This window comes from Novosphingobium sp. 550D, from assembly GCF_057401885.1.
In genome coordinates this window covers 652,522-670,105 of record NZ_CM171613.1, presented here as the reverse complement: position 1 = coordinate 670,105, position 17,584 = coordinate 652,522, and the positions used below count along the sequence as shown (strand labels likewise).

Here is a 17,584-nt window from a genome sequence, read left to right as displayed (position 1 = left end):
CCTTCACCTTCGCCACGATCGGAATTTGAGGAAAACAGATGGTTTGCGGCGGCCTTTCTTCTGGCGAACATGGCACGGATCGGGCGGTTGATGTGGCCATTATCGGGGCTGGCCCGGCCGGGCTGACGGCGGCCTATTTGTTGACCAAGGCGGGTTACAGCGTCTGCGTCATCGAAAAGGATGAACGCTATGTCGGCGGGATTTCGCGCACGGTCGAACACGAAGGCTATCGTTTCGACATTGGCGGTCATCGCTTTTTCTCTAAATCTCAGGCGGTTGTCGATCTGTGGAACGAAATCCTGCCCGATGATTTCATCCAGCGCCCGCGCATGAGCCGGATCTATTACGAGGGCAAATTCTATTCCTATCCGCTGCGCGCCTTCGAGGCGTTGCGCAATCTTGGCATCTGGCGCAGCACGACCTGCATGGCCAGCTTTGCCAAGGCCAAGCTGTTCCCCCGCCGCGAGGTGAAGAGCTTTGAGGACTGGACGACGAATCAGTTCGGGCAGAAGCTGTTCTCGATCTTCTTCAAGACCTATACCGAAAAGGTATGGGGCATGCCCTGCAACGAAATGAGCGCCGATTGGGCCGCCCAGCGGATCAAGGGCCTCTCGCTCTGGGGCGCGGTGGTGGACGGGTTGAAGCGTTCGCTGGGGCTGAACAAACGGCCCAATGACGGGATGCAGACCAAGACCTTGCTCGAATCCTTTCGCTATCCCCGCCTTGGGCCGGGCATGATGTGGGACGCCGCGCGCGATCATGTCATCGCCAGCGGGCGCGGCGAAGTGTTGATGGGCCATGCTCTCAAACAACTCTCGCAAGGGACGGGCGCGCAATGGCGCGTGTCGGCCAGCCATGCCGGGGGCGAGCGCGTAATCCGCGCCGCCCATGTCATTTCCAGCGCCCCGATGCGCGAACTGGCCAGTCGCATCCATCCGCTGCCGGTCAGCATGGCGGACGCGATGGAATTGAAATATCGCGACTTCCTGACCGTGGCTTTGAAGATCCGGTCCAAGGATCTGTTTCCGGACAATTGGATCTATATCCATGATTCCAAGGTGCAGGTTGGCCGCATCCAGAATTTCCGCAGTTGGTCGCCCGAAATGGTGCCGCAAGAGGATGTCGCCTGCGTCGGCCTTGAATATTTCTGTTTCGAAGGCGACGGTTTGTGGTCGCAAAGCGATGATGAGCTGATCGCCCTTGCCACGCGTGAGATGGAGATTCTGGGCTTGGTCAGCGCCGATCAGGTGATCGGCGGCGCGGTGGTGCGTCAGGAAAAGGCCTATCCGGTCTATGACGAGAGCTATGCCGCCCATGTCGCCGCCATGCGCGATGATCTGGAGGCGCGTTTCCCCACTTTGCATATGGTGGGGCGCAACGGGATGCACCGTTACAACAATCAGGATCACGCGATGATGACCGCGATGCTGACGGTGGAAAACATCAAGGCCGGCGCGCGCATCTACGACATCTGGCAGGTGAACGAGGACGCCGAATATCACGAGGCGGGCGATGAGGGCGAACGCGCCGGCGTAACCCCGACCCGCGATCAGGCCGCCGCCCTTTCGTCCCTGCGCGAGGTTCCGCACAAAATCGCCGCCGAAAAATGTGCCGAGGACAGGGCAGCCGCCTGATGATCGACCTCCTGCGCGCCACGGCCCTGCGCTATCTGGGCGTCAGCGTGGTGGCGCTGGGCGCGGACATGGGGGCGTTTCTGGGGCTGCTCTATGCCGGGATGGCGGCGGCGCTGGCTTCGGCTCTGGCCTATGGGTTGGGCGTGGCGGTGCATTGGTCCCTGTCGGCGCGGGTGGTGTTTGAGGCGGGCCATGGCGCGGCGCGTTGGGCGCAAAAGGGGCTGTTTGTGGCTTCGGCTTTGCTGGGCCTTGGGCTGACCACGGCGATTGTCGGGGCGGGCGCATGGGCGGGGCTTGATCCGCGCCTTGCCAAGATCGCGGCGGTGGGCATCAGCTTTGTCGCCACATGGATGTTGAGAACGCTGGTGATCTTTACCCCGCGGGCCGCGGCATGAGGGGCGATTTTCGCGATTTCCTGAAACGGGCGGGGCTGGCCTATGGGCTGGTCGTGCTTTTGCTGTTTCTGACCAATGCCGGAGCGATTGCGGCGAGGCGCTTCCCCGATCCCGACGATGCGCTGCGGCTGGTCGAATTGCGCGACTGGCTGGGCGGTCAGGGGTGGTTTGATGTCACCCAATATCGTATCGATCCGGCGCATGGCGGCGTGGCGATGCATTGGTCGCGGCTGGTCGATGTGCCTTTGGCGGCGGTGGAGGTGGCGCTGCGCCCCTTGCTGGGCGGATCGGGGGCGGAATTGGCCGCCATGCTGATCGTGCCGATGGTGACGCTGGCCATGGTGCTGGTGCTGGTGGCGCGGATGGCTTGGGAAAGGCTGGGCGCAGAGGCCGCGACGCTTTCGGGCCTGACGCTGGCCATGTCGGTCCCGGTGGTGACCCAGATCCGGCCCATGCGGATCGACCATCATGGCTGGCAAGTGGCCGCCGCGGTTCTGGCTTTGCAGGGGGTGATGACCCGCCATGCCCGGATCGGGGGATGGATTGCGGGCGCGGCCATGGCCATCGGCCTGTCGATCAGTCTGGAAGGCCTGCCGCTGACGGTGGTGTTTGGTCTGCTGGGCTTGTGGCGCTGGTTGCGCGGGGGCGAAACGAACTATTGGCTGGCCTATTTTGCGCAGGCTTTGCTGGTGGTGTCGCTCGCCTGCTTTGCCGCGACGCGCTGGGGCGATTGGGCGCAGCATTGTGATGCGATTTCGCCGGTGCATTTGGCCATGTTCGGCTGGGCGGCGCTGATGCTGGGCGTTTTGCGCCGGTGGAGCAGGATTGCGTGGCCCATGCTGCTGGGCGGGTTTGCGGTGACGGGGGCGGGCGCGCTGGCGCTCTATCTGGGCATCGCCCCGCAATGCCGTGGGGGCAGTTTCAACATGCTCGACCCCTTGGTTCAGCGCCTGTGGTATCAGGGCATTCCCGAGGGACTGCCGATCTGGCGTCAGGATTGGACCACGGCGCTGCAAATTGCGGTGCCGCCTTTGGCGGGGTTGCTTTCCTGTTTTGCGCTGATCCGCCGGTCGCGCGGCGAAGAAGCGGTCTGGTGGCAGGAATATGCGCTGCTGCTGGGCGGGGCTTTGGCGATTGCGGTGCTGTTGGCGCGCGCGGGGGCGGTGGCGGGGGCTCTTGCCGCTTTGCCGCTCGCATGGTTCCTTCAGGAAGCATTGGTGTCGATGCGTCGCGGGCCGGTGATCGGGCGGGTGGTGCAGGCTTTGGCGCTGGTGCTGGCCCTGATGCCTGCTGCGCCGATCATGCTCTATGGCGCGGTGCGGCCCATGGTTTCCCCCGGCTCCCCGTCGAACACCGCCTCGTCCGAACCTATGTTGGCCAGCAAAGTGGCCGATTGCCGCGTGGCGCAGGGGGCCGCCGTTCTGGCCAGACAGCCGCGAGGCGTGGTGCTGGCGCCGCTTGATCTGGGGCCGGACCTGTTGCTGGCCACGGGGCATGGGGTGATGGCCACCGGGCATCATCGCGGGGCGCAGGCCATTCACGACAATATCACCCTGTTCATCCGCCCGCCGGAACAGGCCGCCCCGCTGATCCGGTTTTATCACATTACCTATGTCGCCCTATGCCCCGCACTGGCGCAGGCGCAGAGTTTCGGGGAAGAGGGGCGTGGTGGCCTTGCCGAGCGACTGGTGGCCGGGCGTGTGCCGGATTGGCTGGAACCTTTGCCCGGCGTTCCGGGGGAAAGTTTGAAAGTGTGGCGCGTCAGGCCGGAATGAATTTCATCGCCACCCCGTTCATACAGTAACGCAGGCCCGTCGGGCGCGGCCCATCGTCGAACACATGGCCCAGATGGCCCCCGCATTGCGCGCAATGCACCTCGGTACGGGCATAGCCCAATTCGTGATCGGTGCTGGTGCCCACGGCCCCGGCCAGCGGGCGCCAGAAGCTGGGCCAGCCTGTGCCCGAATCGAATTTGGTAAAGGAGGCAAAGAGCGGATGATTGTCCGCCGCGCAGACAAACGTCCCCTTGCGATGTTCTCTCAGCAGGGGGGACGTATAGGGATATTCGGTCTGTTTTCCGCGCAGCACTGAATATTGCGCGGGGCTCAATCGCTTGCGCCATTCGGCATCGGATAAGGTCAGCGCAAATCCCGCCCATGCCCGCGTGGGCATCATGGCCCCGGCGGCACCGGCAAAAAGGCCCATCACAATATGGCGGCGACTGGCTTGCATCGTCCTTCTCCCTTTGCCCTCTATACGTGGGCGAAAGGGAGAAAGTTTCAAGCGATCACTTTTTTCCCAAAAGGGCGGCGATCCATCCGCGCTTTTGCCCGCTGCCCTGCGGCCCGCTTTTCATCACGCGCTTGCGGAACAGCATGGCCCCGCCGCGCACAAAGATCGTCACCCACAGCGCCTGCCAGCCAAGTGCCGCCAGATGGGGCCACAGCTCTTCTTGCATGGCGGCGCGCGCCAGCATGGCAAAGGGGGAAGAGAAAGGCACCAGAATGGCCGCCATCTCCACCATCCCGCCCGGCCGTGCCATGGCATAGGAGGCAAAGAAGAAGACCATTAATTGCCCCATCGTCACCGGCATGTTCAGCGTCTGGATCTCGCGCACCGAATTGGCCATTGACCCGATGGCCAGAAAGATCGAGCCCAGCACCAGATAGGCCATGGCGAAATAAACCACGCCCAATCCAATGAACAAAGGCCAGCCCACAGCGGGCGTCACCAGTTCGGGAATATGCAGCCATCCCGCCAGAGACAGCGCCGCCCCCGAAACGGCCCAGACCCCGATGCCGACAAAGCTGATCGCCAGCATGGCAAACAATTTGCCGAAAAAGACCGATTCCATCGGGATGGCGGCGGCCAGTATCTCGATCACCTTATTGCCCTTTTCCTCCATCAGATTGGACAGGACCATGCCCGCCAGCAACATGGTGAGCAGAAAGAGCAGCGTTTGCCCCCCTTGCGCGGTCAGCACGCGATTATGTGCCTGCGCCGCGGAGGATGTGGCGGTGGGGGCCAGTGTGACTTCGGGCAGGAGATCCGGCCCATGGCCCGTTGCCCGCGCCGCGATCAATGCCACCGCGCCGCGCCATGTCGAAAGCCGCCCCGGCGTGCCGGTCAATACGGGCGATGCGGAAGTCCCCGAAATGATCGCCGACAGATTGCCGCCATTGATGCGTTTATCGGCCAAGGCCATGCGCGGATCACCCTTTTCGCCGGGGCGCAGGCGGGCGACCACCACCAGATCGGGCATCTGATCACCCAGCGCCGGTTCAAGCGCGTGGCGCGCCGTCAGCATGGCGTCGATATCCGGCCCCGTCATCATCAGCCCGATCTGGGGCGTATCGACCGAATCCTCGACATGAGCGCCGATACTGCCCGCCATCACGCCCACGAAGAGCGGAAACAAAGGCCCCAGCAGAAAGAAGATGAAACTGCGGCTCCACAAGATGGCCATGAAGTCGCGGCGGGCGACGACCAGCGCGCCGGCAAGGGTGGAAAGGCGGCCCTTATGCATCACGCGGCCTCCTCTGCCGATTGGCCAAGGGCGCGGGCGGCGGCCTCTCCGGCGATGGCGACAAAGGCGTCGTGCAATCCGGCGCGTTCGATAGAGAGTGATAGGATGCCCGCCTCGCCCTCGATCAAGGCGCGCAGCAAAGGTTCGATCCCGCTGTCGGGCAGGGGGAAGAACCAGAAGGCCCCTGTGCTTTTGTGTTCGTGACGCGCATCGGCGGGCAGGGCGGCGCGCCACGGCCCGTCATGGTGGCGGGTTTCAAGGCGAACCTGTGCCGGGATGCGATCCCGCGCCACATCGACCGGCCCGGCAAAGGGAACGCGTCCGCCCGCGATGATGGCAACCTCGTCACACAATCTTTCGGCATGGGCGATGACATGGGTGGAAAAAATCACCGTCGTGCCCCCTGCGGCCAGAGCGCGGATCATCTTTTCCAGCTTGCCCTGATTGAGCGCGTCGAGGCCGGAAAAGGGTTCGTCAAAAATCACCAGATCGGGGTTGTGGACCAATGTGCCCAAAATCTGCACCTGTTGCGCCATGCCTTTGGAGAGCTGGCGGATCTGGCGGTCGATGGCATAGCCAAGGCCGTGTTCCTCCATCATCGCCTTACCCCGCCGACGCCCTTCGGCCAGCGGCAGGCCGCGTAGCGCGCCCATGAAGGCAATCGCCTCATAGGTCTTCATCGTGGGGTAAAGCCCGCGCTCCTCGGGCAGATAGCCGATACGGTGCGCCACATCATGGGGCCGGTCCGCGCCCAGAATGCGCCGGACGCCCGCATCGGGGTCGATGATCCCCTGAAGCATGCGTAAAGTCGTGGTCTTGCCCGCGCCATTGGGGCCAAGGATGCCATAGATCGCGCCCAGCGGTACGGACAGATCGACCCCGTCGACCGCGACAAATCCATCGAACCGCTTGACCAGACCGCGTGCCTCTATCGCCCAAATGGTTTCATTGGGCTTGTCATTGCTCACCACTTGCGGTTCCCCTAAGCGTTCCGGGCAAAGCCCGTAACAGGATCTATTCCCCCCTTGATTAACACCGCGATTCCATCTCTGCAAAAATCCTTGGCCGAAGAAGCGGCGCGTCTGGGCTTTGTCGCCTTTGGCGTGGCGTCGGCGCAGGAGGATGCGTTGCGCGCGACCCGGCTGGAACAATGGCTGGATGCGGGCGCCTATGGCCAGATGGAATGGATGGCCGACCGATTGCACCACCGCCGATCGCCCCAAGGGTTGTGGCCAGAGGCGCAAAGCGTGATCGCGCTGGGCATGAGTTATGCCCCCGCGCATGATCCGCTGGCATTGGCGGGGGAAGGCGACCGGGCGCGCATCTCGGTCTATTCGCAAGGGGCCGATTATCACGATGTGGTGAAAAAGGCGCTCAAGGCTCTGGCGCGATGGCTGGTGGATGCGGCGGCCAGGGCGGGGCTGGGCGAAATCGGGGTCAAGGTTTTCGTCGATACCGCCCCGGTGATGGAAAAACCGCTGGCCGCCGCCGCAGGACTGGGGTGGCAGGGCAAGCATACCAATGTCGTCAGCCGTGATCATGGTTCATGGCTGTTCCTTGGGGCGATCTATACGACGCTGCCCTTTGCGCCGGGGGACGAAGGGCGCAACCGCTGCGGATCGTGTCAGGCGTGTCAGGATGCCTGTCCCACCGGCGCCTTTCCCGCGCCCTATCGCCTCGATGCGCGGCGCTGCGTGTCCTATCTGACCATCGAGCATAAAGGCCCGATTCCGGAGGAATTCCGCGAGGCGCTGGGCAACCGGATCTATGGTTGCGATGATTGTCTGGCCGTATGTCCGTGGAACAAATTTGCCGATGCCGCGGCGAAAAATCGCGCCTTTCTGCCCCGCGCCGAACTGGTCGCGCCAAAGCTGGGCGAATTGCTGGGGCTGGATGATGCGGGGTTCCGGCGCCTGTTTTCCGGTTCCCCCATCAAGCGGATCGGGCGCAATCGCTTTGTCCGCAACTGCCTCTATGCGGCGGGGAACAGCGGCGACGCGGCACTGATCGGGCCGGTTTCGGCGCTGTTGGGGGATGAGGATGAGGCCGTGGCCGAGGCGGCGCTTTGGGCTTTGGGGCGGTTGAGGGGGTAAGTTTTGCCTCCGGCGGGCAAAGGGCGGGGGCCCTTTGCAATCCCGATAATGGGGTTGCGTATTGTTGGCGGGGTGGGCTCTTGGGTATGAAAGCCTGCGGCGCGGCGGACTCGCGCTATCCGCGCCGCAGGCATTCATTTTTCAACGCCGCGCCCGACACAAAACGCCGAATCCTTGGCGCAACGCAGACAGTAACGGGAGCGCGAGGGTCCAGACCCTCGCACCTAACCCTTAACCTTCCTACCGCGCCAACAAACCCCGCGCCTGCCCGGCAATCTGGGCCAGCAGCGCGGGCGTCGTCGGCACCACCTTACGTGCACGCTCGATCATCGCGCAGAAACGGGCAACGCCTTCGGTTTGCGCCATCAGCCAGTCATCGACCGCCGCAACCGGATCGCCGCCATTCCACCGGCGCAGCGCGTCAAGGCGCATCTGCTGGAAATCGCGTGCGAGGCCGCCGACCAGCAGGCGTTCCCACGGATCGGAGGGCGAGAGGCGCGCGGCCGTCGCCTGTGCCCAATCGAGGCCGAGGACCGAGCCGAGCCGGGTAAAGGCGCTGGCCACGGCGACCGCGTCCAGACCGGCGCTATGCGCCAGAGCCGCGATGCCCACCGCCCCGTCCAGATCGAACAGGCGCACGACATTGGCCAACTCGGCCTCGTTCGCGCCCGCCACCGACAATTCGGCGCGCAGGCGGGCCGAACCGCTGCGGGCCTCGGACACCAGCAGGCCGTCGATCACGCCTGCCATCTGGTCGAGGGCAGGGGCAAGGCTGGCGGCCAGCACCGAGGGGAATTCCTGCGCCGCGCCGGCGCGCAGCAGGTCGGCCATATGGCCCCGCATCGCTTGTGCCGCGCGTTCGAACAACAGGATGCGCGCAGGTTCCTCCATCTGGCCGCTTTCGATGGCGTCCCACACCGGACCCATCGCGAACAACCGTTCGGCGGCCAGGAAGGCCGAGGCCACATCGGCCAGGCTGACACCCTCTTCTTCGGCCAGTTCAAACGGATGGATAAAGCCCAGCCGGTTGATCACGCGATTGGCAAAACGCGTGGCCAGAATTTCCCGGCGCAGACGGTGGTTGAGGATATCAACGCGATAGGTGTCGCGCATGGCGGGCGGGAATGCGGCCAACAGGTCGCCCTCCATGCCCGGATCATCCAGTACGCCCGATTTTTCCAGCGCATCCTGCAACACCAGTTTCGCGCTGGAGAGCAGCACGGCCAGTTCGGGGCGGGTGAAACCGTCTCCATCCTCGGCCCGGCGGTGGAATGTGTCGGCGTCGGCCAAACCTTCGGTACGGCGGTCCAGATGGCCCCCTTCCTCCAGCACTTCGATCAACCGGACATAGCCGGGAACCGCCGCCGCCCCGCCGCTTTCGGCGATGGACAGGCCCAGCGCCTGAAGCCGGTTATCCTCCAGCACCAGCGCCGCGACGTCATCGGTCATCGAGGAAAGCAGCGCCACGCGGCCATCCTCATCCAACCGCCCGGCCCGCTTGGCGCTGGCCAGCGCGATCTTGATGTTGACCTCCTTGTCCGAGCAATCGACACCCGCCGAATTGTCGATGAAGTCGGGATTGTCGCGCCCGCCCACGCCCTGCGCGCCATGCAGACCATAGTCGATGCGCCCCGCCTGGGTGCAGCCCAGATTGCCGCCTTCGCCGATGACGCGGGCGCGCACGTCGCAACCATTGACGCGGATCGCATCATTGGACGGATCGCCGACGTCCGCGTTGACCTCATGCGGCGCCTTTACATAGGTGCCGATGCCGCCAAACCACAACAGATCGACCGGCGCGGTCAGGATCGCGGTCATCAGGCTGTCGGGATCGATGGTTTCGCCTTCAATACCCAATGCCTCACGGATTTCGGGGGACAGGGGAATCGACTTCTGGCTGCGCGGGAACACGCCGCCGCCCGCCGAAATCAGGCTCTTGTCATAATCGTCCCAGCTGGACCGGGGCAGGGCGAAGAGGCGGTTGCGCTCTTCCCAACTGCTGGCCGGATCGGGATTGGGGTCAAGGAAGATGTGGCGGTGGTCAAACGCGCCGACCAGCTTGATCGCCTTGGACAAGAGCATGCCATTGCCGAACACGTCGCCCGACATGTCGCCCACGCCCACGACGCGCACGGGGTCGGTTTGCACATCAATGCCCATTTCGCGGAAATGGCGCTGGACCGAAATCCATGCCCCGCGCGCGGTGATGCCCATGGCCTTGTGGTCATAACCCTTTGACCCGCCGCTGGCGAAGGCGTCGTCCAGCCAGAAGTCTTTTTCCGCCGCCAGAGCATTGGCCGTGTCGGAAAATGTTGCGGTGCCCTTGTCGGCGGCGACGACGAAATAGGGGTCTTCGCCATCATGGACCACCATGCCTTCGGGATGCACGACTTTGCCATCGACGATATTGTCGGTCAGGGAGAGCAGCGTGCGGATAAAGACCTTGTAGCTTTCGCGCCCTTCAAGGCCCCAAGCGTCGCGGTTTTGCGCCGGATCGGGCAATTGCTTGGGATAGAAACCGCCCTTGGCGCCGGTCGGCACGATCACGGCGTTCTTGACGCGCTGCGCCTTCATCAGGCCCAGCACTTCGGTGCGGAAATCGTCGCGCCGGTCGGACCAGCGCAGGCCCCCGCGCGCCACCGGCCCGGCGCGCAGATGGATGCCTTCGACGCGGGCAGAATAGACGAAGATTTCGCGCCATGGCACAGGCTTGGGCAGGCCGGGAACAAGGGCGGAATCGAATTTGAAGGCCAGCGCCTCACGCCCCGCCTCGACAAAGGCATTGGTGCGCAGGCACGCATGGACCACGGCGCGGAAGGCGCGCAGCAAGCGGTCCTGGTTGATCGCGGTCACGCCCGCCAGACCATCGCGGATCGCATCCTCGGCCAGCGCTTCGGCGGCCTCGCGATTGTCGATGCCGGGTTGATGACGCGCCCGCAACAGATCGGCCAGACCCAGCGTTACCATCGGCGCGCCCAGCAGCGCATCGACCGCCGTGTCTATGCCATAGGACAGGCCCGTCTGGCGCAGATAGCGATAGAAGGCGCGCAGCCAGTTGGCCTCACGCGCGGACAGGCCCACGCCCACGATCAGCCGGTTGAACGCATCATTTTCCCCCGCGCCATGCAGCATGGCGGTCAGTGCATCCTCGATGATCGGGGCATGGCCCAGCACTTCGTTCAGCGATTGTCCGCCGCGCAGCGTCAGCACGAAATCATGGATCGAACCCAGCGACATTTCCCGGCATTCCAGCGTCGTGGGGATCGTATCGATCACGCGGAAACCAAAGTTTTCCAGCGCGGGCACGACATCGGACAGCACCAGACTGCCATGCCGCTGATAAAGCTTCAGGCGCAATTGGCCCGCTTCATCACCGGGCAGGCGATAGAGGCGGACGCCGCGCTGATGGGCCTCGTCATCGGGCGCGCTGGTGATGCGGCGCAGATGGGCGATGTCCTGCGCAGCCTCGGCCGGGCCGTACAGGTTGCGATAGGCGATGGGAAAGGCCCCGGCATAGCGCGCGGCAATCGCGGCGGCCCGGCCCGGTTCCTCGGTATGGGCGATTTCGGCCTCGACCGCGTCGCCCCACCCGCGCAACATGGCGCGAAGGCGCGCGTCCAAGGCGGCCTCATCGGGTTCGGGGAAGGTTTCCACCGCCTCGTCCACCGACAGGGTAAAGCGCAATTGCGCCAGATTGGACCCCTCGACCTCAAGGCTCCAGTCGATGACGGTGGCCTGGGCGGCCTCGCTCAGCATCTGGGCGATTTCGAGGCGGACCTCGGTGGCCACCGAATCGCGGGGCAACCAGACAAAGGCGTAGAGGTGGCGTTCGAGCGGTGCCCCCACCAGCGCGATGCGCGGACGGGGCCGGTCGATCAACCCCATCAGCGCCAGTGCCACCCGTTCCATATCCGCATCGGCAAAACCGATCAGTTGGTCGTGCGGCAGGCTGGTCATGGCGTGGGTCAGCACCTTGCCCGCGTGGCCGGTCGGGCTGAACTCGTGCTTTTCCAGCAAGGCGGCCAATTGCGAACGCATCAGCGGCACCTGCGCCGGCGCGGTGGCCAGAGCGGCGCTGGTCCACACGCCTGCATGGATTGAGAGCGCGGCCAGTTTGCCATCCTCGATAATCGGCAGGATAAACAGGTCGAGCGGCACCCGGCGATGCACATGGGCAATGCGGTTCGATTTGACGATCAGCGGCAGGCGGCCCGCGCCCCCCCGCGCCAGAAACTGATCGAACCATGCGAAACAGCGGGCATAGGCGGGGGCGGAGAGCAATTCCCACGTACTCTTGCGGCAAATGCCCAGCGCGCCGGTTTGCGTGCCGTCGCGGCGGCGCACGACATGGCCCAATTGCGTCAACATCCCGTCATTGAACCAGCGCAGCAAAGCCGCGCCTTCGGTCCGGTCCATGGCGTTGAGCATGGCGGCATCTTCGACCATGGCGCGCTGGATCGCGGGCCAGTCGCCCACCGCCGCCCGCACATCGCCCAGCGTCACGCCCAGCGCCGCCGAAATGGCCGCACGGGTGCGCGCATCGGCACGGGCGGTTTCCAGATAGATCATCGATTCGCGCGGGATGCCCGGACCGTGGTCTTCGGGGATGTCGGTGATTTCGCCGCGCCCATCGCGCAGCACCGGCACGACCGGATGCAACAGGCGGTCGATCACCAGCCCATGGGCCGAAATCGTCGTGGCCATCGAATCGACAAGGAAGGGCATGTCTTCATTGACGATGGCGATGCGCATGAAACGCCCGCCGCCCTCACGGCTGACGTTTTCGATCAACAGGGCGGTCTTGGCCCGCTCGCGCCTTCCCCCGGCGGTTAACAGGAAACGTGCAGCCGCCAGCAGGCCTTCCTCGTCCAGATCGCCGTCGCCGGGCAATTGCGCCTCGGCCAGATGGCGGGCCAGCGCCGCTTCATGCGGGCTGGGCGGGTGGCCGGATGCGGGCGGGGCGGAGATCGTCTCTGCCTGCACTTCGCCTTGGGCGTCAGTTTTCGGGGAATTTTCGGATTTGCGAGCCGTCTTGGTCATTGTGGGACACACTCTCCCCCCGTTGGCCGGGGATGCGGCCGGGGCAGGCGGGGGAATGCCCGGCTGCCCGGGGCCTTAGACTTGGTTTTGTTACGCCCCTTGGGTTTAGCCCCAAGGAGTTACCCAATTGTGTTAGTTAATCACCGTGATACCGCCAAGGTGCCTTTGAAGTTTTACACTTTATTTTCCTGCCGTGGGGCGGGGTGTTTCCGGTTCAATCTGCGCCAGATAGGATTTGGCGCGGGCGGCGCTGGCCGAATCGGGGCTGGTCTTGACCACCGATTCCCAGCTTTTGCGCGCCGCATCCTCGCGCCCCGACAATATGGCGATGACGCCCGCCTCGACCCCGATTTCGCCGTCGCGCGGGTCCAGCCTTGCGGCATTTTCGATCTGGAGCTGCGCTTCGGGCAATTTCTTCAATCGGCGCGACAGCGTGGCCGACAGCAACCAGACCTGCGCATCATCGGGCAAAGCGGCGCGGGCATCGGCCAGCACTGCTTCGGCGTCCAGCGCGCGGCCGGTGGCCACCAAAGCGCGGGCGCGGTCCACCATGATGCCGCCCGCCAGTTCGGGTTTGTTCATCGCGCGCGCATCGGCCAGCGCCTGATCCAGCAAGGGCAGCGCGCCCGCCGCATCGCTTTCGGCCAGCGCGGCATTGCCCGCCATGGCGCCGGCCTGTGCGCGCCACAGGCGGTCGGTCGTGGCCTCTCGCGCGCCAAGGAAGGCGGCGCGGGCCTCGCCCCACTGATCCTGACGGCTGAGCGCGGTGCCAAGGCAGACCTGCGCCTGAACGCGGGCGATCTCGTTATCCTTGAGCGAATCCTTGGCCCATTGCCGCGCATCGGTCAGCGCATTGGCCGGTTCGGTTTCGGCGCTGTCCATACATTTGCGGAAATGGCTGGTTTGCGCGGGGAAATCAAAAACGATGCCGCGCGGGCGCTTGGCCGCAGGCTTGGGCCGGTCGATCTGGGGCAGGTTCAGCCCGGCAACGCCCTGATGGTTCAGCGCGGCGGCCTGAGCGACGAGGGGGATAAGAAAGACAAGGGCCATAGTCGATCAATCAGCAAAAGGGGCAAGGGTGCGCAGCAGCAGGGCGATGTCCTCGTCCCGGCTGAGTCGGTGATCGCCGCCTTTGACAAGGGTTAGCTGAACATCGCCGGAACGCAGCGCCGCCATCAGGCGGTGGCCGATGGCGGGCGGGACATCGGCGTCCTCTATCCCGTGCAGCAGGCGGACCGGGGCGTCGATGGGGATGGAGCCTTCCAATTGCAATTGCGCCTGTCCGTCGGCCCAGAACAGCCCATGTGTCGGCGTCGGTTCGGGGCCATAGGGGTTGGGTTCGAAAATGGTCTGACCTTCGGCCAACTGCGCCTTTTGCGCCTCGGAATAACCCCATGTGGTGAAATCGGGCGCGGCGGCAATGCCGACCAATCCGGCAACCCGGTCCGGCATGGCGCGCGCCACCAGCAGCATCAGCCAACCGCCCATGCTGGACCCGATCAGCACGACGCGCCCCGAAACCTTGGCCTCGATCAAGGCCACGACCTCATCGCGCCAGCGTGAGAGCGACCCATCGGCAAAATCCCCCGGCGACTGGCCGCATCCCGAATAGTCGATTAGCAAGCATCCGCGCCCGTTGGCCACCGCCCAATCAAACACGGCGGTCGCCTTGCTGCCCGCCATATCCGACATATATCCGGGCAGGAAAACGAAGGTCGGGCCGGTTGCGGCGGTGTGGCGAAAGGCGATGGCGCGGCCATCGGGCATCATGTGCATTTGCGTCATACCGTTCAGATGGGCATGTTTCCTTCGCGATACAAGTTTCCAGCCGCATACAGGGCAGGTACCTTTGCTGTTGAGCCTTGGCCGCGCGGGCGCTAAGGGCTTGGCCCATGTCTGACATGCTCAAAATCACCCTTCCCGATGGCTCTGTGCGCGAGATGGCGCCGGGCTCGACCCCAGCCGACGTTGCGGCCGCGATTGGCCCAGGCCTGGCCAAGGCCGCGATTGCCGCGCGCATTGATGGCGAACTGGTCGATCTCACCCGAACTTTCACGGGCGATGCGCAACTGGCGCTGGTGACGGGCAAGGATGAGAAGGACGCGCTGGAACTGGCGCGGCACGATTTCGCCCACGTTCTGGCCGAAGCGGTGCAGGCGCTGTTTCCCGGCACGCAGATCACCTTTGGCCCGTCGACCGATGATGGGTTTTATTACGACTTCGCGCCTAAGGATCGCCCCTTCACCGACGATGACCTGCCCGCAATCGAAGCGGAGATGCGCAAGATCATCGCCGCCAACAAGCCGCTGCGCCGCGAAGTGTGGAGCCGTGAACAACTGATTTCGCGCTGGAAGCAGCAGGGCGAGAGCTTCAAGGCCGAATGGGCCGCCGAATTGCCCGAAGATGAAGAGCTGACCGTCTATTGGTCTGGCGATGATTGGCTGGACATGTGCAAGGGGCCGCATTTGCCCAGCACCGGCAAGCTGGACCCGGCGGCCTTCAAGCTGACCCGCGTGTCGGGCGCATACTGGCGCGGCGATCAGAAGAACGCGATGCTTTCGCGCATCTATGGCACGGGCTGGCTCAACAAGAAGCAGCTCGACGCCCATCTGCTGCGCCTTGAGGAGGCCGCCAAGCGCGACCACCGCAAGCTGGGCGCCGAGATGGACCTGTTCCACCTGCAATCCGAAGCGCATGGCAGCGTGTTCTGGCACCCCAAGGGCTATCTGATCTGGCGCGAGCTGGAGGCCTATATGCGCCGCGCCATTGACGGCACCGGCTATCAGGAGGTCAAGACCCCGCAGGTGATGGACGCCAAGCAGTGGGAACAGAGCGGCCACTGGGGCAAATACCGCGAAAACATGTTCGTCATCCCCGACGAGGCGCCCAATACCGAGGATGATGGTCCCATCGTCTCGAAGGACGCCGATTGGATGGCGCTCAAGCCGATGAACTGTCCGGCGCATGTGCTGATCTTCCGTCAGGGCATCAAATCGTACCGCGAATTGCCGCTGCGTCTGGCCGAAATGGGCTGTTGCCACCGCAACGAGCCGCATGGCGCGCTGCACGGCATCATGCGCGTGCGCCAGTTCACGCAGGACGATGGCCACATCTTCTGCCGCGAGGATCAGATCGTCGAGGAAGTGCGCGCCTTCTGCCAACTGGCCGACCGCGTGTACAAGGACTTTGGCTTCACCTATTCGATCAAGCTGGCGCTGCGCCCGGAAAAGCGTTTCGGCAGCGAGGAAATGTGGGACCTGGCCGAGACGGAACTGCGCGACGCGGTGGTCAATGCGGGTCTTGCCACCGAGGAATATGGCTGGGAAGAGCTGCCGGGTGAGGGGGCTTTCTATGCGCCCAAGCTGGAATGGCATCTGACCGACGCCATTGGCCGGACGTGGCAGTGCGGCACGATCCAGTCGGACCGCGTGCTGCCCGAGCGTCTGGACGCGGCCTATATCGCCGAGGATGGCGAAAAGCATCGCCCGGTCATGCTGCACCGCGCGATCCTTGGTTCGTATGAGCGCTTCATCGGCATTCTGATCGAGCATTTCGCGGGCAAGCTGCCGGTGTGGCTGGCCCCGGTGCAGGCGGTGGTGGCCACCATCGTTTCGGACGCCGATGGCTATGCGCAGGACGCTGTGGCCCAGTTGAAGGCGGCGGGCATTCGCGTGGAAAGCGATCTGCGCAACGAGAAGATCAATTACAAGGTGCGCGAGCATTCCTTGAAAAAGGTGCCCTACCTGTTGGTTGTCGGCAAGCGCGAGGCCGAAGAAGGCACCGTGGCGGTCCGCATTCTGGGCGAGCAGCAGCAGAAGTTCATGCCTTTGGCCGAGGCGATTGCGCTGCTGAAGGGTGAGGCGACCCCGCCCGATCTGCGCTGATCGGAGAAGAATTTTTACAGGACACGGTAACGGCGCCTTCGGGCGCCGTTTTTGTTTTTGCGATGGGTTCGCAAAAAACGGTGCGAGGGGGCTTGCGTTTTGTCCGTTAAGATATATCTTGAATGAAACGTAGCGATTCAGGAACAGGCTGCTTCATGATGACCCATCTCGAAATCCTGCGCCGCCGCCACCTGCCCTCCCACCTTCCGCCAAAAGGGAAAGCCATCATGAACACCGACACCGCCCCCCGCCATCAAGTCACCCGCCTGCGTCACGAAATCCGCCGCCGCACGCTGACCGTGCAAACCATCGAGGCGCTTGGCCCCAACATGCGCCGCATCACCTTTTTCTGCGACGACCTGCATGATTTCGCCAGCGTCTCGCCCGATGATCACATCAAGCTGTTTTTCCCGGCGCCGGGCGAAGTAAAGCCCCTGATGCGCGATTACACCCCCCGCCGTTTCGACAAGGCCGCTGGCGTGCTGGTGATCGATTTCGCCATTCACGAGGCAGGCCCGGCCACGAAATGGGCCATCAAAGCCGCGCCCGGCGATACGCTCGACATTGGCGGGCCGCGCGGATCGGCGGTCGTGCCTGATGATTTCGATTGGTATCTGCTGATCGGCGATGAAACCGCGCTGCCCTCGATCGGGCGCCGCACCGAAGAATTGCGCGCCGACGTTCCCGTCATCACCGCCGTCGTGGTCGATGGTGCCGACAGCCAGCAGGTGTTCGACGCAAAATCCGCATGGCAGGGCCTCTGGGCCCACCGTAATGGCGCGCAAAGCGGGGGCAAGGATGACGCCGCCCGCCTGATCGCGGCGCTGGGCGGGGTGGATCTGCCCGCCGGCGAAGGCTTCGTCTTTATCGCGGGCGAAACCGAAATGGCGCGGGCGGTAAAGGCCTATGTCGTCGATACGCTGGGCCATCCGCGTGAGTGGGTGAAGGCAGCGGGCTATTGGACGCGCGGCGTGGCCGACAGCCATGGGGGGATTGAGGATTAACGGGAGCT

The 17,584-nt window shown here is 64.2% G+C and carries 12 protein-coding genes; 6 read left to right on the top strand and 6 right to left on the bottom strand.

All coding sequences use genetic code 11. The features are described 5' to 3' along the window. The first annotated feature begins 38 nt into the window (after window positions 1–38). From AC2S2E_RS03165 to AC2S2E_RS03155, 3 genes are read left to right on the top strand one after another with little or no spacing between them, the layout of a single operon-like run. Complete coding sequence (locus AC2S2E_RS03165) at window positions 39–1,634, top strand: NAD(P)/FAD-dependent oxidoreductase (RefSeq protein ID WP_486523661.1); 1,596 nt, start codon at window positions 39–41, stop codon at window positions 1,632–1,634. Next, window positions 1,634–2,029 (top strand): GtrA family protein, encoded by a 396-nt coding sequence (locus tag AC2S2E_RS03160; protein ID WP_476106047.1) that lies wholly within the window; start codon window positions 1,634–1,636, stop codon window positions 2,027–2,029. The genes AC2S2E_RS03165 and AC2S2E_RS03160 overlap by 1 nt, the downstream gene beginning before the upstream one ends. Next, complete coding sequence (locus AC2S2E_RS03155; RefSeq protein WP_486523660.1) at window positions 2,026–3,804, top strand: hypothetical protein; 1,779 nt, start codon at window positions 2,026–2,028, stop codon at window positions 3,802–3,804. The genes AC2S2E_RS03160 and AC2S2E_RS03155 overlap by 4 nt, the downstream gene beginning before the upstream one ends. Here the strand turns inward: AC2S2E_RS03155 and msrB are convergent. The 3 genes from msrB to AC2S2E_RS03140 form a co-directional block, all read right to left on the bottom strand. Continuing rightward, entirely contained in the window at window positions 3,791–4,204 is a 414-nt protein-coding gene (gene msrB / locus AC2S2E_RS03150) for a peptide-methionine (R)-S-oxide reductase MsrB (RefSeq protein ID WP_486524534.1), read from the bottom strand. The genes AC2S2E_RS03155 and msrB overlap by 14 nt on opposite strands. 112 nt (window positions 4,205–4,316) lie before the next feature. Beyond that, on the bottom strand, window positions 4,317–5,555 hold the full coding sequence (locus AC2S2E_RS03145) for an ABC transporter permease (protein ID WP_486523659.1): 1,239 nt from the start codon (window positions 5,553–5,555) through the stop codon (window positions 4,317–4,319). Beyond that, complete coding sequence (locus AC2S2E_RS03140; RefSeq protein WP_486523658.1) at window positions 5,555–6,523, bottom strand: ABC transporter ATP-binding protein; 969 nt, start codon at window positions 6,521–6,523, stop codon at window positions 5,555–5,557. The genes AC2S2E_RS03145 and AC2S2E_RS03140 overlap by 1 nt, the downstream gene beginning before the upstream one ends. Window positions 6,524–6,616: 93 nt before the next feature. Between AC2S2E_RS03140 and queG the strand changes: the two genes are divergently transcribed. Continuing rightward, entirely contained in the window at window positions 6,617–7,648 is a 1,032-nt protein-coding gene (gene queG, locus AC2S2E_RS03135; protein WP_486523657.1) for a tRNA epoxyqueuosine(34) reductase QueG, read from the top strand. A 240-nt stretch (window positions 7,649–7,888) separates the two neighbouring features. Here the strand turns inward: queG and AC2S2E_RS03130 are convergent, their stop codons facing one another. The 3 genes from AC2S2E_RS03130 to AC2S2E_RS03120 form a co-directional block, all read right to left on the bottom strand. Next, window positions 7,889–12,688: an NAD-glutamate dehydrogenase domain-containing protein gene (locus AC2S2E_RS03130; protein ID WP_486523656.1), complete on the bottom strand. Its 4,800-nt coding sequence runs from the start codon at window positions 12,686–12,688 to the stop codon at window positions 7,889–7,891. A gap of 180 nt (window positions 12,689–12,868) precedes the next feature. Next, window positions 12,869–13,738, bottom strand: coding sequence for a tetratricopeptide repeat protein (locus AC2S2E_RS03125; protein ID WP_486523655.1), 870 nt, complete (start codon window positions 13,736–13,738; stop codon window positions 12,869–12,871). A 6-nt stretch (window positions 13,739–13,744) separates the two neighbouring features. After that, window positions 13,745–14,473, bottom strand: coding sequence for an alpha/beta fold hydrolase (locus AC2S2E_RS03120; protein ID WP_486523654.1), 729 nt, complete (start codon window positions 14,471–14,473; stop codon window positions 13,745–13,747). Between the two features lie 107 nt (window positions 14,474–14,580). On the opposite strand from AC2S2E_RS03120, the gene thrS reads away from it, so the two are divergent. Then, entirely contained in the window at window positions 14,581–16,572 is a 1,992-nt protein-coding gene (gene thrS, locus AC2S2E_RS03115; RefSeq protein WP_486523653.1) for a threonine--tRNA ligase, read from the top strand. Between the two features lie 227 nt (window positions 16,573–16,799). Next, the gene (locus AC2S2E_RS03110) at window positions 16,800–17,576 is read left to right on the top strand and encodes a siderophore-interacting protein (protein WP_486523652.1); all 777 of its coding nucleotides are present in this window, start codon (window positions 16,800–16,802) and stop codon (window positions 17,574–17,576) included. Window positions 17,577–17,584: the final 8 nt, after the last annotated feature.

What these genes read in the sequence shown, in the direction of transcription:
- AC2S2E_RS03165 (WP_486523661.1), top strand. Translation starts at nt 39, where the DNA reads ATGGTTTGCGGCGGCCTTTCTTCTGGCGAACATGGCACGGATCGGGCG.
- AC2S2E_RS03160 (WP_476106047.1), top strand. Translation starts at nt 1,634, where the DNA reads ATGATCGACCTCCTGCGCGCCACGGCCCTGCGCTATCTGGGCGTCAGC.
- AC2S2E_RS03155 (WP_486523660.1), top strand. Translation starts at nt 2,026, where the DNA reads ATGAGGGGCGATTTTCGCGATTTCCTGAAACGGGCGGGGCTGGCCTAT.
- msrB (WP_486524534.1), bottom strand. Translation starts at nt 4,204, where the DNA reads ATGATGCCCACGCGGGCATGGGCGGGATTTGCGCTGACCTTATCCGAT.
- AC2S2E_RS03145 (WP_486523659.1), bottom strand. Translation starts at nt 5,555, where the DNA reads ATGCATAAGGGCCGCCTTTCCACCCTTGCCGGCGCGCTGGTCGTCGCC.
- AC2S2E_RS03130 (WP_486523656.1), bottom strand. Translation starts at nt 12,688, where the DNA reads ATGACCAAGACGGCTCGCAAATCCGAAAATTCCCCGAAAACTGACGCC.
- AC2S2E_RS03125 (WP_486523655.1), bottom strand. Translation starts at nt 13,738, where the DNA reads ATGGCCCTTGTCTTTCTTATCCCCCTCGTCGCTCAGGCCGCCGCGCTG.
- AC2S2E_RS03120 (WP_486523654.1), bottom strand. Translation starts at nt 14,473, where the DNA reads ATGACGCAAATGCACATGATGCCCGATGGCCGCGCCATCGCCTTTCGC.
- thrS (WP_486523653.1), top strand. Translation starts at nt 14,581, where the DNA reads ATGTCTGACATGCTCAAAATCACCCTTCCCGATGGCTCTGTGCGCGAG.
- AC2S2E_RS03110 (WP_486523652.1), top strand. Translation starts at nt 16,800, where the DNA reads ATGAACACCGACACCGCCCCCCGCCATCAAGTCACCCGCCTGCGTCAC.